Annotated in this window: 28 protein-coding genes and 2 pseudogenes; 18 read left to right on the top strand and 12 right to left on the bottom strand. The window is 67.0% G+C overall.

The annotated features are described in order from the left end of the window. Positions 1–60 precede the first annotated feature (60 nt). Positions 61–858 (top strand): DUF72 domain-containing protein, encoded by a 798-nt coding sequence (locus LPA35_RS11550; protein ID WP_228897082.1) that lies wholly within the window; start codon positions 61–63, stop codon positions 856–858. Between the two features lie 11 nt (positions 859–869). Here LPA35_RS11550 and LPA35_RS11545 read toward each other — a convergent pair whose 3' ends face one another. Next, positions 870–1,172: an acylphosphatase gene (locus LPA35_RS11545; RefSeq protein WP_228897081.1), complete on the bottom strand. Its 303-nt coding sequence runs from the start codon at positions 1,170–1,172 to the stop codon at positions 870–872. 71 nt (positions 1,173–1,243) lie between these two features. On the opposite strand from LPA35_RS11545, the gene LPA35_RS11540 reads away from it, so the two are divergent. The 3 genes from LPA35_RS11540 to LPA35_RS11530 all read left to right on the top strand — a co-directional run bounded on the left by LPA35_RS11540 (position 1,244) and on the right by LPA35_RS11530 (position 3,235). Further along, positions 1,244–1,489 carry an ATP-binding protein gene (locus LPA35_RS11540; RefSeq protein ID WP_228897080.1) on the top strand — a complete coding sequence of 82 codons (246 nt, stop codon included), beginning with the start codon at positions 1,244–1,246 and terminating at the stop codon, positions 1,487–1,489. A gap of 81 nt (positions 1,490–1,570) precedes the next feature. Continuing rightward, positions 1,571–1,717: a hypothetical protein gene (locus LPA35_RS11535; RefSeq protein WP_158603834.1), complete on the top strand. Its 147-nt coding sequence runs from the start codon at positions 1,571–1,573 to the stop codon at positions 1,715–1,717. 126 nt (positions 1,718–1,843) lie between these two features. Beyond that, entirely contained in the window at positions 1,844–3,235 is a 1,392-nt protein-coding gene (locus LPA35_RS11530) for a homoserine dehydrogenase (protein WP_228897079.1), read from the top strand. Positions 3,236–3,414: 179 nt separating this feature from the next. Here the strand turns inward: LPA35_RS11530 and LPA35_RS11525 are convergent, their stop codons facing one another. Continuing rightward, on the bottom strand, positions 3,415–4,041 hold the full coding sequence (locus tag LPA35_RS11525; RefSeq protein ID WP_228897078.1) for an FMN-binding negative transcriptional regulator: 627 nt from the start codon (positions 4,039–4,041) through the stop codon (positions 3,415–3,417). A gap of 1 nt (position 4,042) precedes the next feature. Next, entirely contained in the window at positions 4,043–4,522 is a 480-nt protein-coding gene (locus LPA35_RS11520) for an OsmC family protein (RefSeq protein WP_228897077.1), read from the bottom strand. A gap of 108 nt (positions 4,523–4,630) precedes the next feature. Here LPA35_RS11520 and LPA35_RS11515 point away from each other — a divergent pair, with 108 nt between their 5' ends. Next, on the top strand, positions 4,631–6,091 hold the full coding sequence (locus LPA35_RS11515) for a PLP-dependent aminotransferase family protein (protein ID WP_228897076.1): 1,461 nt from the start codon (positions 4,631–4,633) through the stop codon (positions 6,089–6,091). 1 nt (position 6,092) lies between these two features. On the opposite strand, the gene LPA35_RS11510 is transcribed toward LPA35_RS11515, so the two are convergent. Further along, on the bottom strand, positions 6,093–7,202 hold the full coding sequence (locus tag LPA35_RS11510; RefSeq protein ID WP_228897075.1) for an MBL fold metallo-hydrolase: 1,110 nt from the start codon (positions 7,200–7,202) through the stop codon (positions 6,093–6,095). Between the two features lie 152 nt (positions 7,203–7,354). Between LPA35_RS11510 and LPA35_RS11505 the strand changes: the two are divergent. From LPA35_RS11505 to LPA35_RS11490, 4 genes and pseudogenes are all read left to right on the top strand, one after another. Further along, a pseudogene (locus LPA35_RS11505) lies at positions 7,355–7,969 on the top strand (TetR/AcrR family transcriptional regulator); the annotation flags it as partial. A 210-nt stretch (positions 7,970–8,179) separates the two neighbouring features. Further along, positions 8,180–8,707 (top strand): gamma carbonic anhydrase family protein, encoded by a 528-nt coding sequence (locus LPA35_RS11500; RefSeq protein WP_055401191.1) that lies wholly within the window; start codon positions 8,180–8,182, stop codon positions 8,705–8,707. Positions 8,708–8,890: 183 nt separating this feature from the next. Further along, entirely contained in the window at positions 8,891–10,759 is a 1,869-nt protein-coding gene (locus LPA35_RS11495; RefSeq protein ID WP_228897297.1) for a radical SAM protein, read from the top strand. 87 nt (positions 10,760–10,846) lie between these two features. Next, positions 10,847–11,542 (top strand): HAD family phosphatase, encoded by a 696-nt coding sequence (locus tag LPA35_RS11490; RefSeq protein WP_228897073.1) that lies wholly within the window; start codon positions 10,847–10,849, stop codon positions 11,540–11,542. A 64-nt stretch (positions 11,543–11,606) separates the two neighbouring features. Here LPA35_RS11490 and LPA35_RS11485 read toward each other — a convergent pair whose 3' ends face one another. After that, on the bottom strand, positions 11,607–11,906 hold the full coding sequence (locus LPA35_RS11485; RefSeq protein ID WP_121421725.1) for a hypothetical protein: 300 nt from the start codon (positions 11,904–11,906) through the stop codon (positions 11,607–11,609). 105 nt (positions 11,907–12,011) lie between these two features. After that, the gene (locus tag LPA35_RS11480; protein WP_228897072.1) at positions 12,012–13,373 is read right to left on the bottom strand and encodes a hypothetical protein; all 1,362 of its coding nucleotides are present in this window, start codon (positions 13,371–13,373) and stop codon (positions 12,012–12,014) included. A 228-nt stretch (positions 13,374–13,601) separates the two neighbouring features. Here LPA35_RS11480 and dinG point away from each other — a divergent pair, with 228 nt between their 5' ends. From dinG to LPA35_RS11455, 5 genes are all read left to right on the top strand, one after another. Continuing rightward, positions 13,602–15,764 carry an ATP-dependent DNA helicase DinG gene (gene dinG, locus LPA35_RS11475; RefSeq protein ID WP_228897071.1) on the top strand — a complete coding sequence of 721 codons (2,163 nt, stop codon included), beginning with the start codon at positions 13,602–13,604 and terminating at the stop codon, positions 15,762–15,764. A 62-nt stretch (positions 15,765–15,826) separates the two neighbouring features. Beyond that, the gene (locus LPA35_RS11470) at positions 15,827–16,192 is read left to right on the top strand and encodes a zinc ribbon domain-containing protein YjdM (RefSeq protein ID WP_228897070.1); all 366 of its coding nucleotides are present in this window, start codon (positions 15,827–15,829) and stop codon (positions 16,190–16,192) included. Between the two features lie 246 nt (positions 16,193–16,438). After that, positions 16,439–16,942 carry a pyridoxamine 5'-phosphate oxidase family protein gene (locus tag LPA35_RS11465; RefSeq protein WP_121421727.1) on the top strand — a complete coding sequence of 168 codons (504 nt, stop codon included), beginning with the start codon at positions 16,439–16,441 and terminating at the stop codon, positions 16,940–16,942. A 297-nt stretch (positions 16,943–17,239) separates the two neighbouring features. After that, positions 17,240–17,665 (top strand): CopG family transcriptional regulator, encoded by a 426-nt coding sequence (locus tag LPA35_RS11460; protein WP_228897069.1) that lies wholly within the window; start codon positions 17,240–17,242, stop codon positions 17,663–17,665. Between the two features lie 61 nt (positions 17,666–17,726). Continuing rightward, the gene (locus LPA35_RS11455) at positions 17,727–18,998 is read left to right on the top strand and encodes a PHB depolymerase family esterase (RefSeq protein WP_228897068.1); all 1,272 of its coding nucleotides are present in this window, start codon (positions 17,727–17,729) and stop codon (positions 18,996–18,998) included. Positions 18,999–19,035: 37 nt separating this feature from the next. Here the strand turns inward: LPA35_RS11455 and LPA35_RS11450 are convergent, their stop codons facing one another. From LPA35_RS11450 to LPA35_RS11440, 4 genes and pseudogenes are all read right to left on the bottom strand, one after another. Beyond that, the gene (locus LPA35_RS11450; protein WP_228897067.1) at positions 19,036–20,061 is read right to left on the bottom strand and encodes a M28 family peptidase; all 1,026 of its coding nucleotides are present in this window, start codon (positions 20,059–20,061) and stop codon (positions 19,036–19,038) included. Next, positions 20,058–21,242: a serine hydrolase gene (locus LPA35_RS11445; protein WP_255669638.1), complete on the bottom strand. Its 1,185-nt coding sequence runs from the start codon at positions 21,240–21,242 to the stop codon at positions 20,058–20,060. Before LPA35_RS11445 ends, LPA35_RS11450 begins: the two co-directional genes overlap by 4 nt. A 101-nt stretch (positions 21,243–21,343) precedes the next feature. Then, a pseudogene (locus tag LPA35_RS26170) lies at positions 21,344–21,490 on the bottom strand (serine hydrolase); the annotation flags it as partial. A gap of 175 nt (positions 21,491–21,665) precedes the next feature. Then, on the bottom strand, positions 21,666–22,265 hold the full coding sequence (locus LPA35_RS11440) for a LysE/ArgO family amino acid transporter (RefSeq protein WP_228897066.1): 600 nt from the start codon (positions 22,263–22,265) through the stop codon (positions 21,666–21,668). A 197-nt stretch (positions 22,266–22,462) separates the two neighbouring features. On the opposite strand from LPA35_RS11440, the gene LPA35_RS11435 reads away from it, so the two are divergent. The 4 genes from LPA35_RS11435 to LPA35_RS11420 all read left to right on the top strand — a co-directional run bounded on the left by LPA35_RS11435 (position 22,463) and on the right by LPA35_RS11420 (position 24,668). After that, on the top strand, positions 22,463–23,074 hold the full coding sequence (locus tag LPA35_RS11435; protein ID WP_121421731.1) for a PolC-type DNA polymerase III: 612 nt from the start codon (positions 22,463–22,465) through the stop codon (positions 23,072–23,074). A 177-nt stretch (positions 23,075–23,251) separates the two neighbouring features. Then, complete coding sequence (locus tag LPA35_RS11430; protein WP_121421732.1) at positions 23,252–23,833, top strand: NnrU family protein; 582 nt, start codon at positions 23,252–23,254, stop codon at positions 23,831–23,833. A gap of 103 nt (positions 23,834–23,936) precedes the next feature. Then, positions 23,937–24,194, top strand: coding sequence for a DUF3297 family protein (locus LPA35_RS11425; protein WP_010464995.1), 258 nt, complete (start codon positions 23,937–23,939; stop codon positions 24,192–24,194). 3 nt (positions 24,195–24,197) lie between these two features. Further along, complete coding sequence (locus LPA35_RS11420; protein WP_255354178.1) at positions 24,198–24,668, top strand: ribonuclease HI family protein; 471 nt, start codon at positions 24,198–24,200, stop codon at positions 24,666–24,668. Positions 24,669–24,722: 54 nt separating this feature from the next. On the opposite strand, the gene LPA35_RS11415 is transcribed toward LPA35_RS11420, so the two are convergent. Together LPA35_RS11415 and LPA35_RS11410 are read right to left on the bottom strand one after the other, a co-directional pair. Beyond that, entirely contained in the window at positions 24,723–26,015 is a 1,293-nt protein-coding gene (locus LPA35_RS11415) for an RNA polymerase sigma factor (protein ID WP_228897065.1), read from the bottom strand. Positions 26,016–26,061: 46 nt separating this feature from the next. After that, positions 26,062–26,469, bottom strand: a complete 408-nt coding sequence (locus LPA35_RS11410) for a VOC family protein (protein ID WP_228897064.1) — start codon at positions 26,467–26,469, stop codon at positions 26,062–26,064. Positions 26,470–26,490 lie beyond the last annotated feature (21 nt).

Here is a 26,490-nt window from a genome sequence, read left to right as displayed (position 1 = left end):
CTCCAGGCGCAGCAGGCCGCTGCTACAGTGGCCCTTCCGTGGATTCATGAGGGGAACACCGTGGACAGCACTGGTAGCACCAACGCAGGCAGTAGCAGCAGAAGCCAAAACATCCGCATCGGCATCGGCGGCTGGACCTTCGAGCCCTGGCGCGACAACTTCTACCCCGCAGGCCTCGCGCACAGCAAGGAGCTGCAGTACGCCAGCCGCCAGCTCACCTCCATCGAGGTCAACGGCACGTACTACAGCACCTTCAAGCCGCCCACCTTCGCCAAGTGGCGGGATGAAACGCCCGAAGGTTTCCTGTTCTCGCTCAAAGCCAACCGTTTTGCCACGCACCGGCGCGTGCTGGCGCAGGCAGGCGAGTCGATCACGCGGTTTGTGGAGAGCGGCATCTCGGAACTCAAGCACAAGCTCGGGCCCATCGTGTGGCAGTTCATGCCGACCAAGGTGTTTGAGCCACGGGACTTTGAGGCCTTTCTGGCCCTGCTGCCACAACAGGTGGATGGCCTGCGGCTGCGCCACGCCCTGGATGTGCGCCACCCGAGTTTTGCCACGCCAGAGTTCGTGGCGCTGGCCCGCCAATACGGCTGCGTGCCTGTCTACACGGACTCCGAAAAGTTTCCCGCCATCGCAGATGCAGAGGCCGATTTTGCCTACCTGCGGCTGATGCGCAGCCAGGCCGATGTGCCCACCGGCTACACGCCCAAGGCGATTGCACAGTGGGCCGATGGCGTGCGCACCTGGACGGGCGGCGAGCGGCCGCGCGATGTGTTCGTGTACTTCATCAACGGGGCGAAGGAGCGGGCGCCTGCGGGGGCGATGGAGTTGCTGAGGCAACTGGGCCTGCGCCCATAGCAGCGGCGCAGCTACAGCGTCTCTCGCTGCACAAACCCCTGCGGGGCCTCGCCACCATCGGGCACATTGCCCACCACCACACGTTCCACCCGCGCATGCACAGGCCCCTGCTGCGCCCAGTCGATGAGGGCCAGCACGGCCTGCTCGGTGCCCCATGCGCAGGCCTCCACGCGGCCATCCTGGCGGTTGCGCACCCAGCCCTTCACGCCCAGGCGTTCGGCGGCCTGCACCATGGACCAGCGGTAGCCCACGCCCTGCACATGGCCGGTGATCAACAGATGGCGGGTGATGGTGGAGTGGGGTTCTGCGTTCATGAGGGGCACTGTAGCGCGCTCCTTGTGGGGGAGCCCGCTCCAGGGGCACACTGCCAGCACCACCGCACCACATGACCACGACCACCCCCAAGGCACTGCCCACCATCGACCCCCAGCGCTGCACCGGCTGCGGCTGGTGCATTGCGGTGTGCCCGCCGCATGTGCTGTCGCTGCAGGTGCAAGGCACGGGGCCCTGGGGTCCCAAGTGTTCCACCCTGCACGATGCGCCGGGCTGCACCGGGTGCGCGCTGTGTGCGGTGCGCTGCCCATTCGATGCGATCCGCATGGTGCGCGTGGCAGCCACCCAGGCCCGGTGAGGCCGTTGCGCCACAGGCGCACGCAGGCGCGTACAGACGGGTTGACAGGCCCCGGCACGCATCCAGTACACTGCGCCCTTCATGTCGTACACCTCCATCCCCTTCACCGCACGCGCCGCTGCCTTCCAAGGCATGGGCATGATGCCGCCCGCATTCACGCGGGCCAATGGTGAACAGCGGGCACTGGGTGCACGAATGATTACCACCATTACCACCGCGGCCACCTGAGCACGCGCAGGTGGCCGTTTCGGCAGCCACCTGGTGATCGCTCTCTTCTCCCCCAAGACGAATGCACGAAACCCAGCTCTGGCAGCTGGGTTTTTTTGTTTGTTCGTTCGTTAGCCGGAGAAGACCATGTACCGCGATCCCGTCCCGTCCCTCGAAGCCCCATCGTTGCCGCCGCACGCCACGGCCATGCGCCCCCTGCGCGTGGGCATGATCGGCATTGGCACCGTGGGCGCGGGCACCTTTCGCGTGCTGGCACGCAACCAGGCGCTCATCGCAGGCCGCGCAGGGCGGGAGATCAAGCTGGTGGTGGTCTGCGCCCGCAGCCTCGCCCGCGCCATGAGGGTGGTGGGCAAAGATGTGGCCCTGACCAACGACCCCATGCAGGTGGCCACACACCCCGATGTGGATGTGCTGGTGGAAGCCGCTGGCGGCACCGGCCCTGCGCGCGACTGGGTGTTGGCCGCCATCCGCGCGGGCAAGCATGTGGTCACGGCCAACAAGGCGCTGCTGGCCACGCACGGCAACGAGATCTTTGCCGCCGCCCGCCAGCACGGCGTGGCCGTGGCCTATGAAGGCGCGGTGGCGGTGAGCATCCCCATCGTGAAGGCGCTGCGCGAGGGCCTCACGGCCAACCGCATCGAATGGGTGGCGGGCATCATCAACGGCACCACCAACTTCATCCTGAGCAAGATGCGCGATGAGGGTGTTGGCTTTGCCGAAGCGCTGGCGCAGGCCCAGGCGCTGGGCTATGCCGAGGCCGATCCGACGTTTGACATCGAGGGCGTCGACGCTGCGCACAAGATCTCGCTGCTGGCGGCCAATGCGTTCGGCATGCCGGTGCGCTTTGCCGATGCGCAGGTGGAGGGCATCACCCGCTTGCAGGGGCTGGACGTGGCCTGCGCCGAGCAACTGGGCTTTCGCATCAAGCTGCTGGGCGTGGCCAAGCGGCGCAAAGAGAGCGATGTGGACGGCGTGGAGCTGCGCGTGCAACCTGCGCTGGTGCCTGCCGCGCATTTGCTGGCGCAGGTGAACGGCTCGATGAACGCGGTGATGGTCAAGGGCGATGCGTCGGGCGTGACGATGTTCTACGGCGCGGGTGCGGGGTCCGAGCAAACCGCATCGGCCGTGATTGCCGACCTGGTGGACGTGGCGCGCCTGGATGGCACCCGTACACAGCAGCGCGTGCCGCACCTGGGGTTTCACCCCCAGGCGATGGACGAGCAACTGGCCGTGCTGCCCCGCGCAGCCGTGCACACCCGCCACTACCTGCGCGTGCCTGTGCACAGCGCCCAGCAGATCGAAGCCGTGGGTGCCTGGCTGGCGGCGCAGCACTTGCCCGTGCAGCGTGTAGAGCTGGCCTGCGACAAAGCGCTGCCCACGGGCAGCGAGCCCCAAGTGCTGGTGCTGACCGATGCCGTGGCCCAAGCCACGGTAGACCTGGCCGTGCACGCACTGGCCGCCCACCCTGCGGTGGCCGGGCCAGTGGCAGCGCTGCGGGTGGAGCTGCTGGAGGGATGATTCGTCCATAACCCGTTCACGCTGAGGCTGTCGAAGCGCCGCGCACGGCTTCGACAGGCTCAGCCCGAACGGTGATGAACGATTTCAGCCACCTAAAAAATATGGTCGAAACAGGCTCTATCGCTTATCTATCAAGCGCCACAAGCTATCAATTTTGATGCTGGCGTGTACTCAAGGCATCAAGCCACCCGCACCAGCGCGGCCATGTCTTGTGCTGCAGATGTGCCCTCGGCCATCAGGCCCTGCACCACGCCCGCGCGGTCGGTGTCGGTGCGGTTCTGGCTCACCTTCCAGACGCCTTCCCAACGCTCCACCGCCAGCTCGATGCCCACGATGGCGCCCAGCAGCTTGTCGATGTAGTCGGGCGGGGCATCGTCAATGCGCCAAGGGTCGGGGCGGTGCGCCTCGTGCCGCTCGCTCAGAATGTGCAGGATGGCGCGCAACTGCACTGGATCGTCCACCGCGCTGAGCGTGCCGTGGGCGTGCACGGTGGCGTAGTTCCAGGTGGGCACCTGCTTGCCGTCGATGGCCTTGGACGGATACCACGAGGGCGACACATAGGCCTGGGGGCCGTGGAACACGGCCACGGCCTGCTGCGGCAGCAGCGGCCACACGCCGTTGCCGCGCCCCACATGGCCCACCAGCGTGCCGTGCGGTCCGCGCGAGGGGTCCAGATACAAAGGCACATGGTTCACGTGCAGCGTGCCCTCGTGCGACACGACCAGGGTGGCCAGGGGCTGGGCCTGCACCAGTCCCTGCTGCGCGGCCGGGTCGGTGACTTGAAACTGGCGGTTGGCAATGGTCATGTCAGGCCCCATCCACTTCGAGCACGGGCGCGCAGTCGATCTGCGTCTTGACCGAGTTGGCCAGAAAGCACGTTGTGTGGGCGCGGTGGTGCAGGTCGTCCAGCTGGGCAGCGCTGGGCGCGTGGGCCCCATCAAAGCGCGTGACGGGGCGCAACTGCACGTGGGTGACGACAAGCTGCCCCTGCGCGTTCTTGGCCATGGTGCCCACGGCGGCGTCGGCGTAGCTGTTGAGCCGATAGCCCGCGCGGCTGGCGAAGTCCATAAACCACAGCATGTGGCAGCTCGACAGGGCCGCGACATAGGCTTCTTCCGGGTCCACCGCTGCCGCGTCGGAATACGGCAGCGGCACGACATGGGGTGACGACGACGCGGCCACGGTGGCGCCGCCATCGAACTGCCAGGTGTGGGTGCGGTGGTAGCGCTTGTCCAGAAAGTCATCGTTGCCACGGGACCAGGTGATAGTGGCGGTGTGCTCGGCCATGGATAGGTCTTTCTTGCGGTGGCCGGGCCTTGGAGGAAACACAAGCCCGGGATTTCTAAAATGGCTCTTCAGTTTATGGTTGCATCACCACAACCAAGGGGCCAATTCATGCCAGTTGCCGGAGCCAATCCCAAGACCACAGCCCCCCGGGACGGGCGCCTGGGCCAGTTGCGCCAGCAGGTGTACGAGCAGCTGCGCAGCGCCATCGAACAGGGCCGCCTGCCGGCGGGCACGCGCCTGCCGCCGTCGCGCGAGCACGCAGCCAGCCTGGGCGTGTCACGCAACACCGTGCTGTGGGCCGTGCAGCGCCTGCAGGCCGAAGGGTATGTGGAGGCGCGTGTGGGCGACGGCACCTATGTCTCGCAGGCCGCAGGCGCACCGCCTCCGCAAGGGCTGGTGGCGCCGCCGCGTGGGCTCTCGCGGCGCGGGCAGCTCATTGCCGAGACGGCTGCCCGCTGGCGGCCGCCGCATGTGGCGGCACGCGCGTTCCGCATCGGCGCGCCCGAAGTGGACACGTTTCCGTTTGCCCTGTGGGACCGCCTGGCACGCCAGGCCAGCCCCCGTCAGCGCAGCGCCCGCGCGCAGTACCTAGACCCTGCCGGCGACCCCGACCTGCGCCAGGCCGTGGCCCTGTGGCTGTGGGCGTCGCGCGGCATCCGCTGCGATGCGGCGCAGGTGGTGGTGTGCTCGGGCTCACAGCAGGGCATCGACCTGATCGCGCGGCTGCTGCTGGACGTGGGCGACGAGGTGCTGGTGGAAGACCCCGGCTACCCGGGCATCCGCGCCAGCCTGCTGGGCCACGGTGTGCTGGCGCGGCCTGTAGCGCTGGATGCGCAGGGCCTGCGCATCGACGAGGGCGCGGCCCAGTGGCCCAGCGCGCGCATGGCCGTGGTCACGCCCACGCACCAGTTCCCCACCGGCGTGTGCATGGGCCTGGCGCGGCGGCAGGCGCTGCTGCAATGGGCGCGCGCACACGACGCCTGGGTGGTGGAAGACGACTACGACGGCGAGTTTCAGTACGGCGGCGCTGCCCAGCGCGTACCCGCGCTGTGCAGCCTGCCGGGCTCGGAACGCGTGCTCTACGTGGGCACCTTCAGCAAGACGCTGCACCCCGGCCTGCGCCTGGGTTTTGTGGTGGTGCCACCCGCACTGGTGGAGGCCTTTGCCATGGCCCGCGCCATCACCGACCGGCATGCACCGGGCGACACCCAGGCGGTGCTGGCGCGCTTCATTGCAGAAGGCCACCTGCTGCGCCATCTGCGGCAGATGCGCGAGCTGTACCAGGCGCGCCAACGGGTGCTGATCGATGCGCTGGCCGAGGCGAGCGGCGGAGCCCTGCAGCTGGCGCCCAGCGACCGGGGCATGCACCTGCTGTACGAAGCCGCCCCAGGCAGTGACGACGAGACCCTGAGCCGCAAGGCGCTCACCGCCGGGGTGATGCTGGCGCCACTATCGCGCTATGCGATGCAGTCCACGCGGCGTGGCTGGCTGTTGGGGTATGCAGGCTATAGCGAAGCCGAGATCGTGGCCGCCGCGCGCGCGGTGGGCGGGCTGGCGCGCATGCGGTAAATCACCACGCGCCGGGCTGCGGAGCCAGGGCCACGCTGCGGTCCACTGCCGTGGCCTCGGCCTGCGGCTCTACCTTGCGCCACCAGTGGGTGGACAGCGCGGGCGCGCGGATGTCCAGCCGCTCGCCCATGATGGGCGCCACCAGCGGCACCTGCGCTGCTGCTGCGAGCGCGGTGATGCGCTCGAACGGCTCCACCCACGGGTGCAGCGACAGGTCGAACGTGCCGTTGTGGATGGGGAACAGACGGCGCCCCTTGACGTCCAGATGGGCCTGCAGGCTCTCCTCGGGGTGCATGTGGATGTCGGGCCAGTCTGCGTTGTAGGCGCCGGTTTCGATCAGCGTCAGATCGAACGGGCCGAACCGCTCGCCGATGGCCTTGAAGCCGTCGAAGTAGCCCGTGTCGCCACTGAAGAAGATGCGGATCGGATCAGCGCCTTGGCCCGCGATCAGCACCCACGAGGCCCACAGCGTGCTGTTGCCGTCCGACAGGCCCCGGCCCGAGAAATGCTGCGCAGGCGTGGCCACCAGCTGCAGCCCACCAATGGTGGTGCCCTGCCACCAGTCAAACTGCTGCACCTTGGCCGCAGGCACGCCCCAGCCGATGAGCCGGTCGCCCACGCCCAGCGGCGTGATGAAGTGCTCCACCTTGGGCGCAAGCTTCTGGATGGCTGCGTAGTCCAGGTGGTCGTAGTGGTCGTGCGACAGGATCACGCCGGTAATGGGCGGCAGCTCGTCAATCGTGATGGGCGGCGCATGAAAACGCTTGGGGCCCAGGAACTGGAACGGCGAGGCGCGCTCGGAAAACACCGGGTCGGTCAGCCAGAACTGGCCGTTGATCTTAAAGAGCAGGGTGGAGTGCCCCAGGCGCCACAGGCTCAGGTCGGGCGCGGCCAGCAGGTCTGACCGCATCACCGCGTACACCGGCACGGGCTGGCGCGGCACCGAGTCGTCGGGCTTGCCGGTGGCAAAGCGCCACATCACCTGCAGCGTCTTGAGGGCGCCCAGCGCATGGCGGGGTGCCACGTTGCGAAACTTGCCACCCGCGAACTGCGGCGACTGTTCATAGGCGGCCACCGGCTGGGCGGCGCGGGAAAAGAGGCTGTAGGCCATGGCGATCAGTACAACGAAGGCGACACAAAGTGCCGGGAGCAGACGGCGGCGGCGGGCGATGGAGAGTGACACCGGATCTGCGACATAGAAATTACACTGCACAGTGTAGTTCACTTTTTAGAAAAGTAAACTACCCGGTGTAAAATTTGCGCATGACTGCCTCCCAGCCCACCCCTCGCCTGACCGACCGCAAGCGCGATGCCATCGTGCAGGCCGCCATCGGCGAGTTCCGCGAACACGGCTTCAACGGCACCAGCATGGACCGCGTGGCCGCAGCGGCGGATGTGTCCAAACGCACGGTGTACAACCACTTCCCAAGCAAGGAAGAACTGTTCGAAGCCATCCTGCTGCTGATGTGGGAGCGCAGCCAGTCACCCGACGAACTGGCCTACACCCCCACGCGCCCGCTGCGCGACCAGCTGCTGGAGCTGCTGGCGCAAAAGATGCGCCTGCTCAACGACGCGAGTTTCATCGACCTGAGCCGCGTGGCCATGGCCGACATGATGCACACCCCCGAGCGCGCGCGCGGCATCACCGCCAAGCTCTCGGCCAAGGAAGAGGGCCTGCCGCGCTGGTTGCGCGCGGCCCAGCAAGATGGCCGCCTGCGCGCCACTATGGATGTGCCCTACGCCGCGCAGCAACTGCAGGGCATGGTCAAGGCATTTGCGTTCTGGCCCCAGCTGGCCATGGGGCAGCCGCCCTTGAGCGCCGCACAGCAAGCGCAAGTGGTGGGGGATGCGGTGGACATGTTTCTGGGGTTCTACGCCGCGCCCACCCAGGAGGCCAAGGCCCCCGCAAAAAAAGCCCGGGTTGGAAGCACGGGCAAGGCAGCGGCAGTCCCTGTTGCAACCTCTGCGAAAGCTGCCCCTCGCCGCGCCCCAGCGCGCTGACCAACGCCACCACCCTGGTCAGCAAACCGGCGTGAGGAGCGATTTGCACTACGCTCACCCGTTCTTTCCACGCAGCCTGACACCAAGATGCCCCTCGCTCCCTACCTCGACACCGCCCCGGTCCTGGACACCGGCGTTTTCATCCACGACTCTGCCCAGGTCATCGGCGACGTCACGCTGGGCCGCGACAGCTCGGTGTGGTGCAACGCCGTGCTGCGCGGCGATGTGAACCGCATCACCGTGGGCGTGTGCAGCAACGTGCAGGACCTGACCATGGGCCATGTGTCGCACCGCAACGCCAGCAAGCCCGAAGGCTCGCCGCTGGTCATCGGCGACTACGTCACGGTGGGCCACTCGGTGATCCTGCACGGCTGCCGCATCGGCAACGAATGCCTCATCGGCATGGGCTCCATCGTGATGGATGACGCCATCATCGAAGACCGCGTGATGCTGGGCGCAGGCAGCCTGGTCTCGCCCGGCAAGGTGCTGGAGAGCGGGTACCTCTACATCGGCCGCCCGGCGGTGCGCCAGCGCGCGCTCACCGATGCAGAGATTGCGTACCTGAAATATTCGGCCGAGCACTATGTGCGGGTGAAGAACAACTACCAGGGATGACCTGCGGCACACCCCACGCGGTGCCCCCGGCGCCCCCCGCCCACCAGGGATAAAGCCGGGCCGGGATAATCGGGGGTTCCACGACCCCTGCGGCGGCACCGCATCGCCCCATTGCCTGTTTCCACCATGTCTGCCGTCGCCCCCGCCTCACCCGCCCAGCGCGTCCTCTCCGTCATCCCCCCGATGACGCAGCTGAACACGCCATACCCCTCCACCGCCTACCTCACGGGCTTTCTGCGCTCGCGGGGGGTGACGGCGTTCCAGGAAGACCTGGCATTGGCGCTGGTGCTGCGCCTGCTCTCGCCCGAAGGGCTGCGCGCGGTGGCCACCCAGGTGGATGCGCTGCCCGCCAAAAAGCAGAGCCCCGCCGTGCAAAGTTTTGCGGCGCAAAAGGACCGCTACCTCGCCACCATCGGCCCCGCCATTGCCTTCTTGCAAGGCCGCGACAGCACGCTGGCGCACCGCATCGTGGGACGGAACTACCTGCCCGAGGGCCCGCGCTTTGCCACACTGGATGTGTATGTGGATGACGAAGGCGGCGACCCGCTGGGCTGGGCTTTTGGCGCGCTCGGCCTGACGGACAAGGCCAAGCACCTGGCCACGCTGTACCTGAACGACCTGGCCGATGTGCTGCGCGACGCGGTGGACGAGCGCTTTGAGTTTGTGCGCTATGCCGAATCGCTCGCAGGCAGCCAGCCCACGTTTGACCCGCTGGCCAAAGCGCTGGCGACAACACCCACGCTGGTGGACACGCTGCTGGAGCAGCTCACGCACGAGGCGATTGCCAAGCACCAGCCCAGCGTGGTGCTGCTGTCCGTGCCGTTCCCGGGGTCCGTGTATGCGGCGTTCCGCATTGCCCAGGCCATCAAGGCGCGGCACCCGCACATCGCCACCGTGCTGGGCGGCGGCTTTGTGAACACCGAGCTGCGCGAACTGGCCGACCCGCGTGTGTTCGACTTCTTTGACTACGTGACGCTGGACGCGGGCGAACGCCCATTGCTGGCGCTGCTCGAGCACCTGCGCGGCGAGCGCGGCCGCCAGCGCTTGGTGCGCACCTTCGTGCGCGGTGACGATGGCGCGGTGCAGTACATCAACATGATGGAAGCCGACATCGCCTTTGCCGAGGTGGGCACACCCACGTGGGACGGCTTGCCGCTGGACCGATATCTGTCGCTCCTGGACATGCTCAACCCCATGCACCGCCTGTGGAGCGATGGGCGCTGGAACAAGCTCACCGTGGCGCACGGCTGCTACTGGAAGAAGTGCAGCTTTTGCGATGTGAGCCTGGACTACATCAGCCGCTACGAAGGCGCCAGCGCCGCCGTGCTGGCCGACCGCATCGAGCAGATCGTGCGCGAGACGGGGCAGACCGGCTTTCATTTCGTGGACGAGGCCGCACCGCCCAAGGCGCTCAAGGCACTGGCCACCGAGCTGATCGCGCGCAACGCAGGCATCAGCTGGTGGGGCAATGTGCGGTTCGAGAAAACCTTCACGCCCGACCTGGCCGAGCTGCTGGCCGACAGCGGCTGCATCGCGATCTCGGGCGGGCTGGAGGTTGCATCGGACAGGCTGCTGGAGCTCATGAAAAAAGGCGTATCGGTCGACCAGGTGGCGCGCGTGACGCGGGCGTTCACCGACACGGGCATCTTGGTGCATGCGTACCTGATGTACGGCTTTCCCACGCAGACCGTGCAGGACACCGTGGACGCACTCGAATACGTGCGCCAGCTGTTCGCCAACGGCTGCATTCAGAGCGGGTTCTTCCACCGCTTTGCCTGCACCGTGCACTCGCCCGTCGGCAAAAACCCCGAGGAATACGGCGTCACGCTGGCGCCCCTGCCCCCGGGCGACTTCGCCAAGAACGACGTGGCCTTCATCGACCCCACGGGCGTCGACCACGACGCGCTGGGCGGCGCGCTCAAGAAGGCCATCTACAACTACATGCACGGCATCGGGCTCGAAGAGGACGTACGCACGTGGTTCCCGTTCAAGGTGCCCAAGACGACGGTGCGAAGGGACCGGATCGAGCGCGCGCTGCGCGAGCGGGGGTAAGCGTTGGCGGTGGCGAACAACTGAATGAAATTGCCTGCAAGCGCTAAATTATCAAGCGATAGAAGCTATCAAAATCAGAGCATTTGCATGCCCAAGACTCTCCGCCAGTTTCGCTTCACCGCCGCCATCTTCGACATGGACGGACTGCTGGTGGATTCCGAGCGTGTGACCCAGCGCGCCTGGATTGACGCCGCACAGGCGCGGGGGATCGCGCTGGCAGAGGTCGACTACCTGCAGGTGGTAGGGCGTGCGTCTGCCGACTCTGATGCCATGCTCACGAAATTACTGGGTGGGCCCGGTGTCTTTGAGCTGGTGCAGTCCGATGTGGCTGCGCGCCTGTGGGACGCGGGGCCAGAGCCCCTGTTTCCCCTCAAACCCGGCGCCGCCTCGCTGCTGCGCGCCTTGGGGCAAGCAGGCGTGCCCTGCGCGGTGGCCTCATCGTCGCGGCGCGACGAGATCGAGCACCGCCTGGGCAGGGTGGGCGTGCTGCAGCACTTTCACGCCTGGGCTGGCGGCAACGAGGTGCCGCGCGGCAAACCCGACCCCGCCCTGTACCAGCTGGCGGCTGTGCGCCTGGGCGTGGACCCCGCACAGTGCCTGGCGTTTGAAGACAGCGAGAACGGCGCACGCGCAGCGCAAGCCGCAGGGGTCGCGGTAGTGATCGTGCCGGACCTCAAAGCGCCGGGCATTGAGGTGGTGGAGCGCAGCCACGGCGTGCTTGAATCGCTGGTGCACGCCCATGACCACCTGCCGCGCTGGTTCAGGGCGGCGCGGGTGCCGTAAAACTGATAAGAATTGGCCTCTAGCGCTTATCCATCAAGCGCAAATAGCTATCAAATTAGCAGCATTACCGTTTCTGCTTCTGGTACGCCTTGTCGGCCGGTGGCCCCCGGTCCGTGTCCTGCAGGCCACGTTTCACATCACGGTAGGCCTGCTCCATCTTGGCGTCGGGTTCGCCGTCGGTCATGTTGACCGCCTCGTCGCGCTCGTGGGGCAGGCGGGGTTCGGGCCCGCTCAGGTCTTCGGGTCCGCTGCCAGGGTGCGGCTGGGGCTGGGTGGTGTTCACGCGCCGCTCGGTGCGGGCGGGCACAGGAGCGGAGGGGATGATCTCCTCTTCCTTGCGGGGGGCTGTGGGGGTCGTTTTCATGCGGGGCCTTGGTATGCAACGTGGAGTCCCTTCACCCTAGCGCCGCTGGCCTCCCCGCTCTGTAGGCCCAGGCCCTGCGCCGCTGCGGGCGTGCGGAGCCTGCTGTCACCAGAACAACCACCGCTCCAGCGCATGGAGCACGATGACCACGATCACGCCGAGCAAAAAGAGGATCGCCTTGCGGCGCGCCCGCGCGCTCACCACCAGCTTGTAGACCGTGTACGCGGCGAGCGTGCCCACAAAAGGCGCCGCGATGGCTGCACCCGACAGGACGATGGCCACGAGTTTGCCCCAGCCGTCGGTCCCGCCCATGGTCCAGATCGAACGCAAGTAGATCGCGCTCGGAATGGCCAGGCCCAACCACAGCACCCCGGACGCCACTGCCACGCTGACGTGGTGCGCGAGCAGGCCATAGAGCACCAATGCGCCCACCACCCCGCCCAAGAACGCCACCCGCTTGAGCCAGAGCGGTAGCGGCTCAGCAGAGCGGCGCGCTGGCGTGGCTTCACGGGCCTTCTTCGCCGCTGCGGCCTCCGCCTGGGCCCGTTCTTTTTGCAGTTGTTGCTGCTTCTCGGTGGATTCACGGGCACCACGCAGGAAGTCGTCCACCGCCGGGTTGTCCACCTGGCCCAGGATCCGGCCCGTGCGCGACAAGGCCTGGTCGCGCTGGGGCAGTTCGGTCTGCAGGGACGCCCCCTGGCTGAACCACTCACCCATCTGCGCCAGCCACCCCACGCCGGGCGGCGGCAGCCCAAGGCCACCCTCGCCCGCGCGGCACAGGTAATGCTGCGTGCTTTGCGGCGGGATGAGCTGCCGCGTGCTGTACCGGGGCAAATAGCATTGCATCAACGGCGCAGCCGCCTGCTGGCCGGGGCGGCCCAGGCGCAGCGCAAACTCCGGCAAAGGCACGGGCTCGCCCAGCCCATTGCGCACGCCCAGCCAAAGGTAAAGGCCCCGAGGCCGGCCATCTTTGGCCCGGTGCACCCAGAGGCCAGGGCCTTCTTGGGCAATGCTGTCCGCGCCCAGGGCATCCAGCTCGGACGGCAGCGGAACATCGGGGCCGTCCATGTCCCATAGCGGCCGCAGCTGGGCTCTGAGGAGAGAGGGCCAGACCGCACGCGCCCGGCGCTGCAGATCGTCCGCATCGACCTCGCGCCCGTGAGCGATGGCAACTTCGATGGTGCGACTGGCCTGCGCCGGCCGCCCTTCCAGGGCGAGCAGCCATTCGTCGAGCAATGCAAGCCGCAGATAAAGCGCATCGGCCCCTTGCCCCTGGGCCTCTGCCGCACGCATCCATGCGTACCGGGCAGGGTGCTGCGGCACCAGCTCCTGCGCCAGCAACCGCTGGCGCGCAGGGCTGCCTGCCGGGGCAGCCGACGATGCGGGTTGCTGTGCCCATGCGCCCGATGCACTCACCATGCACAGCAGCAGCACGAACCCCAGCGTCCGAAGCAGGGTGCCTTGCACACCTTTCGCCCCACCCGGAACACAGCTTGCGCTTGCCATTGCCCATGGCCTGCAGCGCAGCAGCGGACCGCAGTTCAGCGCAAATCCCCACGCATTTCCCCCCTGCATCTTTGCTCTCCTGTAGCTGTGCGGGGATTTTCTTTCAAGGCAGCTGCGGGGGGACAGCCCGCCCATCCGCCACAAGGCACTGCCCAGCGTCAACCTGTCTTCGGCATGCGACACTACTGTATGTCTCAACAGGTGTGGGCCGCGCAGGCCCTTGAATCTTTCGATGCGGTGGTGTCAGCCACCGAGGGTTTTCGCAGCCGTGCCGGCCAGCGGCTGATGGCCGAGCAGGTGGCGCGCACGTTCAGCAGCGCCACGCTGGGCAAGGTGGATGAAGAAAGTGGCGAGGCCGCGCCCACGCGCTCCATTGCGGTCATCCAGGCGGGCACGGGCGTGGGCAAGTCGCTGGCCTACTGCGCGCCCGCCATTGCGCTGGCGCTGTCGCGCGGCACGCGGGTGCTGATCTCCACGGCCACCGTGGCGCTACAGGAGCAACTGGTCAACAAGGACCTGCCTGCACTGGCCGCGCTGCTGCCGCAACCTTTCAAGTTTGCGCTGGCCAAGGGGCGCGGGCGCTATGTGTGCAAGCTCAAGCTGGACCGCCTGGCAGGCACGGGCGAGGCCGAGGAGGAGGGCGAAGACGACCTGTTTGCCGAGGAAGAAGCCGCAGCCCGCGCCAAGCGCCCTCGGCACGAAACCGAGGCGCGCATGCAGTTCTACAGCTCCATGGCGCAAACCTTGTCGAAAGGCGCCTGGGACGGCGACCGCGACAGCCTGGACACGCCCCCCGAGCCCGAAGTGTGGAGCCCCGTGGCAGCCGAGGGCGCGTCGTGCACCGGCAAACACTGCCCGGCCTTCAGCCAGTGCACCTACTACGACAAGCGCAAGGAGCTGGTGGGCGCGCAGGTGATTGTTGCCAACCACGATTTGCTGCTGTCATCGCTGGGCGCGCGCGTGCTGCCCGAGCTGGACAACTGCCTCCTGGTGCTGGACGAAGCCCACCACCTGCCCGCCACGGCGCTCGACCAGTTTGCATGCAGCATGGACCTGTCGCGCATCACCTGGATCGAGCGGCTGGCCAGCCGGGGCCTGCGCATTGGCGCACTGCTGGAGGTCGAAGAAATTGCCGACATCCCCAAACATTCGGCCCAGTTGCGGCAGACGCTGCAGGACCTGGCGCGCATCGTGATGGATGTGTATGGCGCGCAGCTCAAGAGCCAGCCCAGCGCCTGGGGTCCGGCACGTGTGCGCGTACCACGGGGCGAGCTGCCTGAACAGCTCATTGCCCCGCTGGGTCTGCTGGCCGCCAGTGCCGAAGGCTTCCTCGACGCCCTGCGCGCCATCAGCAAGGCCTTGCGCGCCGAGATGCGCGACAAGCCCGACGAGGCCAAGCGCCTGTCCACGCTGTATGCACAAATCGGCATGCTGGCCCCGCGCCTGGAAGAGCTGCACGCCACGGCCCAGTTGCTGCTGCAGGATGCGCCCGAAGGCGCGGTGCCGGCAGCCAAATGGTTCACGCTGGAGGTGGATGGCGACTTCATCGTGGTCAAGGCGCACGCCAGCCCCATCCTGCCTGGCACCACACTGCGCAACCACCTGTGGAGTGCGGTGCGCGGTGCGGTGCTGACCTCGGCAACGCTCACCAGCTGCGGGCACTTTGACTTCTTCTTGCGCGAGGCGGGCCTGCATGGTGACGAGGCCACCACCACGCTGGAGGTGCCCAGCCCCTTCAACTACGCCGCGCAGGGCACGTTGATTGCGGCCGAAACCCGCGCCGATCCCAAGAACGCCGCGCAGTTCACCACCGAGATGGTGGACGCGCTGCTGCACGACATTGCCCGCGTGGAATACGGCGCGCTGGTGCTGTTCACCTCGCGGGAGCAGATGCGACAGGCGGTGGACGCATTGCCCACCGCAATGCGCAGCGTGGTGCTGGTGCAGAACGCACTGCCGCGCACGCAGCTGCTCAAGCGCCACCGCGAGCGCGTGGAAAACGGCGAGCCCTCGGTCATCTTCGGCATGCAGTCGTTTGGCGAGGGGCTGGATCTGCCGGGACGCCTGTGCGAGTCGGTGTTCATCACCAAGCTGCCCTTCGCCCCGCCCGACGACCCCGTGGGCGAGGCCCGCGCCGAGTGGCTGCGCGCCGTGGGGCGCGACCCGTTCAGCGAGCTGGTGGTGCCCGCCACCGCCATCCGTCTGGCGCAATGGGTGGGCCGCGCGATTCGCACCGAAGAAGACATGGCGCATGTGTACTGCTACGACAAGCGCCTGACGCGCACCAGCTACGGCCAGCGGCTGCTCAAAGGGCTGCCACCGTTTGCGCTGGAGCAACGCGCGCCGCTCTGAAGCGGCGACACTTTGCGCACCGATTTCACAACCACTACAACAACGACAGAGAGGACCCCACCATGCCCCACACCACCCCTGCCTGCCCCCAATGCGGCCTGGAGAACACTTACCCCGATGGCAGCAACTATGTGTGCCCCGACTGCGCGTTTGAATGGCCGCAGGTGGCCGATGCTGCCGAATCCGAGTCCGATGCCGCAGAAGCAGGCGATGGCATGGTGCGCGATGCCAACGGCAACCCGCTGGCCGATGGCGACGCGGTGATCCTCGTGAAAGACCTCAAGGTCAAGGGCTCATCGTCCACCCTCAAGAAGGGCACCAAGATCAAGAGCATCCGCCTGGTGGATGGCGCCGATGGCCACAACGTGGACTGCAAGACCGACCTGGGCAGCATGCTGCTGAAGTCGGAGTTTTTGAAGAAGGCGTGAAGCGCCTTCCCTCCACCTGGCGCACCACGCTGTACCGTGACAGCGCGGCAGGTGCTGCGCAAGGCGGAGTTACCGGTGCAGCCGCACGGGCAGCATAGGTAACGCCCGGTCCTGACCCATCCTGTCTGGACGGGTAGGACGGGATGTCGGACAAGCGCCCACGCACAGGCGGGCAGGGGGACGACGCGGCGCAGGGCGCAGGCGGCCTAGAGTCGTAGCACCCCCTCCATTTCACGGAAGCCCCCCATGCACCACGACACCCCCGGCCACGAAACCTTGTGGAAGCTCATCAAGGACATTCGGTTTGGCATGCTCACGCACCGTACCTCCACGGGCATGCTGCACGCGCACCCGCTCACCACGCAAAACCGCCAGTTTGACGAACACGGCGAGCTGTATTTCTTCATCCCCAAGTCGGGCGAGCTGTACGAACGCCTGCTGACCGATGGCGAAGTCAACGTGTCGTATGCCAACCCGGACGACGACAGCTACGTGTCGCTGTCGGGCCAGGCACGCGCTGTGGACGACCATGCGCAAAAACAAGCCCTGTGGTCCCCCATGGCCCAGGCGTGGTTCCCTGGTGGCGTGTCCGACCCCAACCTGGCGTTGCTGGCCGTGCGCATCCGCCATGCCGAATACTGGGATGTGGATGAAAGCAAGATGGTGCAGCTCTTCAAGATGGCCAAGGCCGCCATCACGGGCGAACCACCGCGCAGCCTGGGCGAGCACAAGGAACTGACCTTGTATTGAGCTGAGCGGCAGGCCCCCGGGCGGCTGTTTCCCCAAGGTGGGGCAGGGGCCGGAGGCACGCCGCACCCTGCCGCGATGCCAGGAAGAGCGTCAGCGTCTTGCACAGAAATTCAAGAAAAAATGGGCTCCAGCGCTTTTCTATCAGGCGCTAATAGCTACATATTTCATAGCAAAACTACCGAGCCATGGAGCCCACGGGCTCCTTTTTCTTTGGGCCACGGCTCTTGAAACAGCGCGCAAAGGCATCCACATGCCATCCATACACCATCCCATTGGATGTTTTATGGAGTTCCCCCGATGAACAATATCGTTCCCATCGCCCCGTCGCGCGGCAAGGTGCCCGAGTCCGAGAAGGTCACGATCAACCTGGGCTTCGTGGACCTGGGCCACATTGATCTGCTGGTCTCCGAAGGCTTTTACGCCAACCGCACCGACTTCATCCGCACCGCCATCCGCAACCAGCTGACCGCCCAGAACGACGCCGTGCGCCAGGTGGTGGCCCGCAAGATGCTTGTGCTGGGGCTGCAGCGTTTTGGCCGGGCCGAGCTGGAGGCCGTGTTGGCGGCGGGCGAGACGCTGGAGATCCGCGTGCTGGGCCTGGCCAGCATCGACGACGACGTGCCGCCCGCCCTGGCGCAGGCCACGATTGCCTCGGTGACGGTACTGGGCGCGTTCCATGCCAGTGCGGCCGTCAAGACCGCCCTGGCCGGGCGCATGCATTGAACACCACCGACCCGGACCGCAGCGCACCGCTGCCGGACGCACCAACCACCAAGGAGTCCCCATGGACTGGAACCTCAATCTCAAGCGCCTGATGGGCGAAGCCACTCAGCTGGTGCGCAGTGGTCAGCTGGCCGACGCCACGCGGGCCATCCAGCAGACCCTGGGCGCAGCCGTGGCGCGCCACAGCAACGAACCGACACCTGCCAGCGCAGGGGCTACGCCGTTGCAAGCACCGTCACCCGCAGGCGGAGAGGCCCCACCCTGGCGCAATGCCAACACCGCGCAAGACGTGGAAGACGCCGTGGTCATCGACCGCAGCGCCCCCACCCCCCAGGCCGAGCCAAAGGCCCCCACAGCCCCACGCCCCGCCGCCAGCAATCACCCGCTGGCCGAGCCGCCCGGCAGCTTCACCCGCGTGGTCTTCACCCACGCCGATGCACGGCGCCACCCGCACCACTACCACCTCTACGTGCCCCCGGGCGCCACGGCTGGCACCCCCATGCCGCTGGTGCTGATGCTGCACGGCTGCACGCAGAACCCCGTGGACTTTGCCACCGGCACGGGCATGAACGACGCAACCGCCCCCGCCAACGCCCTGGTGCTGTACCCGGAGCAACCCCACAGCGCCAACCCCAACGGCTGCTGGAACTGGTTTCGCCCCGGCGACCAGCACCGGGGCAGCGGCGAACCCGCGCTGCTCGTCGCCATGCTGCAGGACGTGATGGCGCGCCACCCGGTGGATGCGCAACGCGTTTACGTGGCGGGCCTGTCGGCTGGCGGCGCCATGGCCGCACTGCTGGGCCGCGAATACCCCGAGCTGTTTGCCGCCGTGGGCGTGCACTCCGGCCTGCAGGCGGGCGCGGCAAACAACGTGATGGCCGCGCTGTCGGCCATGAAAAACGGCGCCAAACCCGGCGCCGCCACCCACCCCACCGCCGAGGCTCCTGCACTGCCGCCTCCGCCGATGATCGTGTTCCATGGCGACGCCGACACCACCGTGCACGCCCACAACGGCGAGCAACTCATCGAGGCAACGCTGTCAGCACTGGCCACGGCCCCAGATGGCGGCCAGACGACGGTGGAGACGGTGCACCAGGGCCAGTCCCGTGGTGGCCAGAGCTATACCCGCAAGGTGTACACCGTGGCGGGTAGCGCCCTGTCGGCCAGCACACTGCACAGCACGGTCGTGGCAGAACAATGGGTGCTGCACGGCGCAGGGCACGCGTGGGCTGGTGGGCACGCGGGCGGCAGCCATACCGACCCACGCGGCGTGGCTGCCACGCAGGAGATGCTGAGGTTTTTTCTGGAACATCCGCGCGCTCCGAGGCATTGACTCCCCACACGCGTCCCCTCACTCGGTCTTCGATGCGCTAAGGCCGGTGTGCAAGATCGCGTACAACACCTTCGAGCCCCTGAACCACGCGGGCCAATCGGTCATAGTCCACCTTATCGGATGTGTCCTCGCGGGTGTGGTAGTGCGGGTAGCGGTAGGGGGCGGTGTCGGTCACCATCAGCGCGGGGTAGCCCGCGTCGATGTAGGCCGCGTGGTCCGAATAGTCCACGCCAGGAATGAAACGCGGCGCCGCGATGCCCTCGGACGGGAACGCCGCATGCGAACGGAAAGACCGGACCACCCGGCGCGCGAACCCCAGATCAGGCGTGGTTGCTACGAAGGCGATGAAATCACCCTGCGTGGGGTAGAACTGGTTCAGCGGCCAGGGGTACTTCTGCGACCCTTCGGCGTTCGAAAAATACCCCATGGTCTCCAGCGACAGCATCGCCACCACCGGCGCCCCACGGGCGAGCAAGGCCTGGGCGTGCACCTGGCTGCCCATCTGCGAGGTCTTGAAAAAAGGCGGCTCTTCGTTGGTGTAGAGCACAAACATCACATCCGCCTGCGCGGTGGCGCCCAGGTGCTTGAGGCTTTTGGCCAGGGCCAGCACGGCGGCGGTGCCCGTGGCGTTGTCGTTGGCGCCGGGTGTTTCGTGCGCCGAATCGTAGTGCGCGCCGATCACCACCAGGCGCCGCCCCGGCGCGCTCTGGCTGGGCACCGTGACCTCCAGGTTGCGCACCGCCACGCCCCGCGCCTTGAACTCGTCGCGCCGAACCTTGTAACCATACGAGACCAGCTCTGACTCCAGGTAAGTCGCCACGGCCTCCAGCGCAGCAGGGTGCTGGGCGTTGTGCTCCTGCGCTGCAATCACGGCCACATGCCGCTGCAATTGCTGCGCCAGCGCCTGCTGCGCAGCACTGGCGGCTGGGAGCGCGCCACGGTGCGAGCTGCCCGGCATGGTAGTGAACACCAGTATGGCCGCCAGAATCAGGCCAAACACGGCGGCGAGGGCGCCTGTGATGCGCAGGAGACTTTGCCCCACACGCAGGGCTACGTCGCTCACGCCGATGTGGCGCTGCGGCCGGGGCGCGTCTTGCTCTTGCGATAGCGCTGGGTGGCCTCTGCCAGCATCGCGTCCTTGGGCAGAAGCTTGGAGCCGCCCACCCACAGTTCGGTCGGCACGCCGTGGGCATCGCGCACGCGGCGGACCGCCTGGCCCGGGCTGGCGTAGGCCGAGGCTTTCTGGACCACCCCGGTGTCGCGCCCGGTGATGGCCAGCTCGGTGGTTGCTGCGTTGAAGGGCACGAACATGGCAGGCACCACTTGGCACACCACCTTGCCCATGGGCACCAGATCAGTGGCGCCCCACAGGCTCCACCAGCGCCCCGCCCAGGCAGCCTCTTTTTTGGCAGGCGCGCCGTGCTGCTGGAACGCAAACAGGATGCTGGCAACGCCGTCCACCCACTCGGTGGACAGGCCATCCTGCGCGTTGGTAAGCGCGGTCACCGTCAGGTCCAGCGCGGGGTAGCGCGCCGTGCGCGACAGAAACCCCTGCAGCCCGCCGGTGTGGCCCGTCCATTCACGCGGGCCCGGCGCGCTGAGCATGGTGCCCAGCCCGTAGTGGGACTCGAACACGTTGCAGGGGTCGCGCCAGCGGCGCTGCGCCATTTCGCGGCGGCTGGCGGGCGAAAGGATGCTGTGCTTGCTGTCTGGCGCCAGCTGCGAAAAGAAGCGGGCCACATCCGACGCGGTAGACACAAACCCGGCCGCCGGGGCCATGGCGTCGCACACGTTGTCGCCAGGCACGATCAGGCGCTGGCCGAACGGAAACTCACTGCTGTGGCCCACAGCCATCGGGGCGCCCCGCGCAAGGCGCGGCATGTCGGGCACCGTTTCCTGCAGGCCTGCAGCATCAATCACATGGCGCACCATCCAGCTTGCGTACTCCGTACCCGTAACCTGCTCCATCATCAGCCCGAGCAGGCCGTAGCCGTGGTTCGAATACTTGAGCTGCACCCCCGCGTCCAGCGGCGGCTTGTCGCGCAGGTCCGCCAGCAGTTCTGCACGGGAGAGAAAGGCCCGCCGGTCCAGGAACTGGCCCGCGTCGGGGCCGTCGCGCGTGACGCCTGCGGCGTGCGACAGCAGCTCGCCAATGCGCGCCCGGGCCAGGTCCTTGTGCAGGCCATCGACATAGCGGCCAATGGGGTCGTCCAGGCCGATTTTTCCTTGCTCGCGCAGCAGCATGACCCCAGTGGCCGTGAAGCTTTTGGAGTGCGATGCGATGCGATGCGCAGGCGGTGCCGGGGCGTAAGGGGTTTGCCAGTCCGCATATCAGCCACGCCCAGCGCCAGCTCTGCCAGGGTCTCTCCCCCGCGTGCGATGGCCACGGAACACCCGGGCTGGCGGAAGCGCTCCAGCTGCAGGCCCAGCCATTGCGGCACATAGTCCAGTGCCGCCTTGAGCCAGGCTGAATCGGTGCCGTTCTTCTTCATGCGTTGCTCCGCTCGATCCGTCGAGAAAAAGGGATGGGCAGTGTAGGGCACGCGTTCCCGCAGGGCTTGCGCACGCGCACGCGTGCCAGGCCCGCGGGGCACTGGCCGACGTCCAGATGCCCCAGGCCGCGCAATCACAGACCGCAGGGGGTCATGCAGGCCATCCCCGGGTGTTTCACCACAGGTCCCAGGACATCCAAAGGGCCATCCCCCACATCGCCAGGGCAATGCTGACATCCAACGCTCGGCATGCGCTGGAGGCTCCCATGAATCGCTGCGCTTTGCGTGCACCCAAAACCCATACCGAAAACCACACCAGCGACGCATTCACCGCGCCCAGGGCATAGCTCCAGCGGGTATCGACCGGCAGCGCTGCGCCCACTGCTCCGATGATCAGTACCGTGTCCAACCAAGCCGCTGGATTGAGCAACGACACCAACAGGAGCTGGTGCAATCCGTGCGATCCGGGGGCCGCTGCGGCGACCTCATTCAATGACACGGCAGGACAGGCACGCATGGCGTTGCGCACCGCCAACCCGCCGTGCAGGACCAAAAGCGCAATGCCAAGCACCTGCGCGGCCAACCGCAATGCAGGTTCCGCCTGTAGCGCGGCAGACAGCCCGAGAAGCCCCAGGGCAATCAGCACCGCATCGCTGCCGCAGCCCACAGCAATCAACTGGGCCGGAGAGCGTCCACGCAGTGCTTCGCGAAGGATCAGGACATCCTTCGGTCCTGGGCAAATGAACACGCCCAAGCCAAGTACAAAGCCCTGCAACCAGGTAGAGAGGTCAATCATGTCGGCGCCTTACCGACAACCTCTCAAGCTGAACCGGACGATTTGAAGAGCGATGATCATAAGGCTCTCGCTGCAATGGCCACGAGCCTGTCCTGTATCTTGGTGCCCTGGTGCCAACGAGAGGCGGCCCAACCCACACCACGGACAATATGTCCCTCACGCCACCCGCCCCACCCATGCCCCCCATCGCCGTCATCGACTTTGAAACCACCGGCATCTCGCCCGGCCAGGGCGCGCGTGCGACCGAGGTGGCGATCGTGCTGCTGGAAAAAGGGCAGGTGGTGGACCGTTTTCAAAGCCTGATGAAAACGGGGGTGTGGATACCGTCGTTCATCACCCAGCTCACCGGCATTACCAACGCGATGGTGAACGCCGCGCCCGATGCGGCGGGGGTGATGCAGGACGCGGCGCGTTTTGTGGGCGATGCGCCCATGGTGGCGCACAACGCTTCGTTTGACAGCAAGTTCTGGCAGGCCGAGCTGGCCCTGGCCGGGCTGCCCGCGCCGCAGCCGTTTGCGTGCACGGTGCTGCTGTCGCGGCGGCTGTACCCGCAGGCGCCCAGCCACAAGCTGGGCTCGCTGGTGGACTACCACGGCCTGCCGCGCACGGGCCAGGCGCACCGGGCGCTGGCCGATGCCGAGATGGCCGCTGCGCTGCTGGCCCGCATGCAGCACGACCTGCGCACGCGTTGGAGGGTGGCGGAGCCCAGCTACACGCTGCTGCAAACGCTGCAGCGCTGCGCCAAGCCCAAGGTGGGGGCGCTGCTGGCGCAGCATGCGGTGGCCTAGCGAGAGCCCGCTGAGGGCACGTCAAGCAACACCCATTAACTATCAATTTGATAGCTATCAGTGCATGATGGACGAGCGCAGAAGGCCATTTTTATTCAAATTTCTTGCATACTGAGGCCGCGACAATCCCACACAAGGTGGCTGCGCCCACAACAACCCCCGATGAAAGGTCTTGCCATGGAAATTCTGGTTCTTGGACTGGTGCTGTTTCTGGGTGTGCATTCGGTGCGCATCGTGGCCGATGGCTGGCGCACGCAGACGCTGGCACGCATGGGTGAGATGCCGTGGAAGGGGTTGTATTCACTGGTCTCCGCCGTGGGCCTGGCACTCATCGTGTGGGGCTATGGCTTGGCGCGGCAGCAGCCGGTGGTGCTGTGGGTGCCGCCCATTGGCATGCGGCACGCTGCGTCGCTGCTGACGCTCATTGCCTTCATCCTGCTGGCCGCCACCTACGTGCCGCGCAATGCCATCAAGGCCCGGCTGCACCACCCCATGGTGCTGGGCGTGAAGGTGTGGGCGCTGGCACATTTGCTGTCCAACGGCAACCTGGCCGATGTGTTGCTGTTTGGCAGCTTTTTGCTGTGGGCCGTGCTGAGCTTTCGGGCCGCACGGCAGCGCGACCGGGCGATGAACACCGGCTACGCGCCCGGCACTGCGGCGGGCACGGGCGTGGCCGTGGTGGTGGGCGCTGTGGCCTGGGTGGGCTTTGCGTTCTGGGCGCATGCCTGGCTGATCGGCGTTGCGCCTCTCGCGCGGTAGGGCGGCAGGGGCTTGGCGCAGCACTGCAGGACCAAATCCCGGAGAATCCGCGCTTTCCGTTTTTGTTTTCTTTCCCATTGCCTTTTCACACTGAGCCTTCTGCATGACCGACGCAACCACCTCCACCACGCCACCCCCCTTGCCCGATCACCTGTCGGTGGACCCCCGCAGCCCGCACCATGTGGCGGAGGTGTTCAAGCACGACATCGGCATCCGCTTCAACGGCAAGGACCGCAGCGATGTCGAGGAATACTGCGTCAGCGAGGGCTGGGTGAAAGTGCCCGCAGGCAAGACGGTGGACCGCAAGGGCCAGCCATTGATGATCAAGCTCAAGGGCAAAGTCGAAGCGTTCTACAAATAGGCCGTGGCCACCGAACCCGCCCATTGGGTGGTGCACTGCGACGGCAGCGCCGTGCCCAACCCCGGGCGCATGGGGCTGGGGGCAGTGCTGGTGGGGCCCGGTGGGGCCACGCAACACACCATTTCTGAAGCCACGACCTTCACCGGTTGCAACAACGAGGCCGAACTGCGCGCGCTGCTGCGGGCGCTGCAGTGGCTGGAACCCCAGGTGGTGGCCACTGCAACCACCGTGCAGGTGCTCAGCGACAGCAGCGTGCTGGTGGAGCAACTGGGCGAGCAGGCCGTAGCGCCTATCGAGCGGCTGGCACCGCTGTTTGACGAGGCGCGCCGTGTGCTGCAGCGGTTTGCACAGGTGGACCTGCAATGGGTTCCCCGCCACCGCAATGGGGCGGCCGATGCGCTGGCGCGTGCCGCGCTGGGTCTGGCGCCCAAGGTGGCCACGCCACACGGCCGCACCCAGAAGCGTCGACGCTGATCCTGCCCTGCTCCGACCTGCTTCACGCAGCGCGCCGGCTGCAGTGCATGTCCATCACGCTCGCGCTCGCGCCAGCAGCAAGGCCTTCTCCTGCGCATTGCGCGTCAGGCTGGCGGCCCGTTCAAACTCTGCACAAGCTTCCGTCTGGCGCCCCAGCTTGGCCAGCAGGTCGCCCCGCACACTGGGCAGCCAGTGGTAGTGGCGCAGGCTGGGTTCTGCGGCCAGTTCATCCACCAGGGCCAGTGCTGCGGCCGGACCCAGGGCCATGCCCACCGACACGGCGCGATTGAGAGCGACCACAGGCGAGGGCGCCACCTGCAGCAGTGCGTCATACAGCGCCACGATGTGGTGCCAGTCGGTGTCTTGTGCGCGGTGCGCGCGCGCATGGCAGGCCGCAATCGCACCCTGTAGCGCATAGGGCCCCCAGGCATGGCCCATGCGTGCCAGCTGCTCGGCCTTGTCGAGGGCTGCCAGCCCCCGGCGCACCAGCAGGTGGTCCCAGCGCGCACGGTCCTGGTCCATCAGCAGCACGGGCTGGCCTTGTGCGTTGGTGCGTGCGGGCAGGCGGGAGGCCTGGATTTCGAGCAGTGCCACCAGCCCCTGCACCTCGGGCTCATCGGGCGCCAGGCTGGCCAGCACGCGCACCAGTCGCTGCGCCTCGCCACACAAAGCGGGGCGCATCCAGTCATCGCCCGCCGTGGCGGCATAACCTTCGTTGAAGATGAGGTAGATCACCTCCAGCACCGAGGCCAGTCGCGGCGCGCGCTCCGCAGGGCCGGGCACTTCAAACGGAACGTGGGCCGCAGACAGGCTTCGCTTGGCGCGAACAATGCGCTGGGCCACGGTGGGCTCGGGCACGAGAAACGCGCGTGCGATCTCAGCCGTGGTGAGCCCGCCCAACAGCCGCAAGGTGAGCGCCACACGCGCCTCGGTGGGCAGCACGGGGTGGCAGGCGGTGAAGATGAGGCGCAGCAGGTCGTCACCAATGTCGTCCTGCTGTACGTGCATCAGGGTCTCCACCACGTCGGGCGCGTACTGCGCTTCGAGCGCTTCGAGGTCGTGGCCCAGGGCTTCGTTCTCACGCGTGTGCAGCGCCTGCTGGCGAAGGTGGTCGATGGCGCGGCGCTTGGCCGTGGTCATCAGCCACGCCGCCGGATTGGCGGGCAGGCCGGTGGCAGGCCAGTGCTCCAGCGCGGCCACCAGGGCGTCCTGCGCCAGCTCCTCGGCCCGGCCCACGTCCCGCGTCATGCGCGCCACGCTGGCGATGATGCGCGCGGCCTCGATACGCCACACCGAGTCGATGGTGCGGTGCAGGGCATCGCGGTCGGGAAGGGTAGAGGGTTTCACGCGATCAAAAGGTGTGAATGAATCCGGCGCATTCATTCACACGTTCTCATCCCAGCGCCTTGCTGGCGTCCACCATGTGCACAAACTCCCAGGTGTGCCCATCCAGGTCGTCAAAGCTGCGCGAGTACATGAAGCCCAGGTCCTGCGCAGGGCGGGGGGTGGTGCCGCCCGCAGCCACGGCCTTGTCCACCAGCGCATCGACTTCTGCACGGCTTTGGCAAGAGAAGCACACCAGCACCTCGGAGGTGGTGCGTGCATCGGCAATCGTCTTGCTGGTGAAGGTCTGGTAGAAGTCCTTGACCAGCAGCATCACGAAGAGGTTTTCGCCCACCACCAGGCAGGCGCCCTGGTCGTTGGTGAACTGGAGGTTGAAGTCATAGCCCAGTGCGCGGAAGAACGCCTGCGAGCGGGCCATGTTCTCGATGGGCAGGTTCACGAAGATTTGTTGGTGCATGAGGTGCTCCTGAGGAGTAAG

The sequence above is a fragment of the Acidovorax sp. Leaf73 genome, assembly GCF_916855635.1.
GTDB classification, from domain to species: domain Bacteria; phylum Pseudomonadota; class Gammaproteobacteria; order Burkholderiales; family Burkholderiaceae_C; genus Acidovorax; species Acidovorax facilis.
Note: the sequence above shows the minus strand (reverse complement) of the source record. Positions and strands in the feature narration are given on the sequence as shown.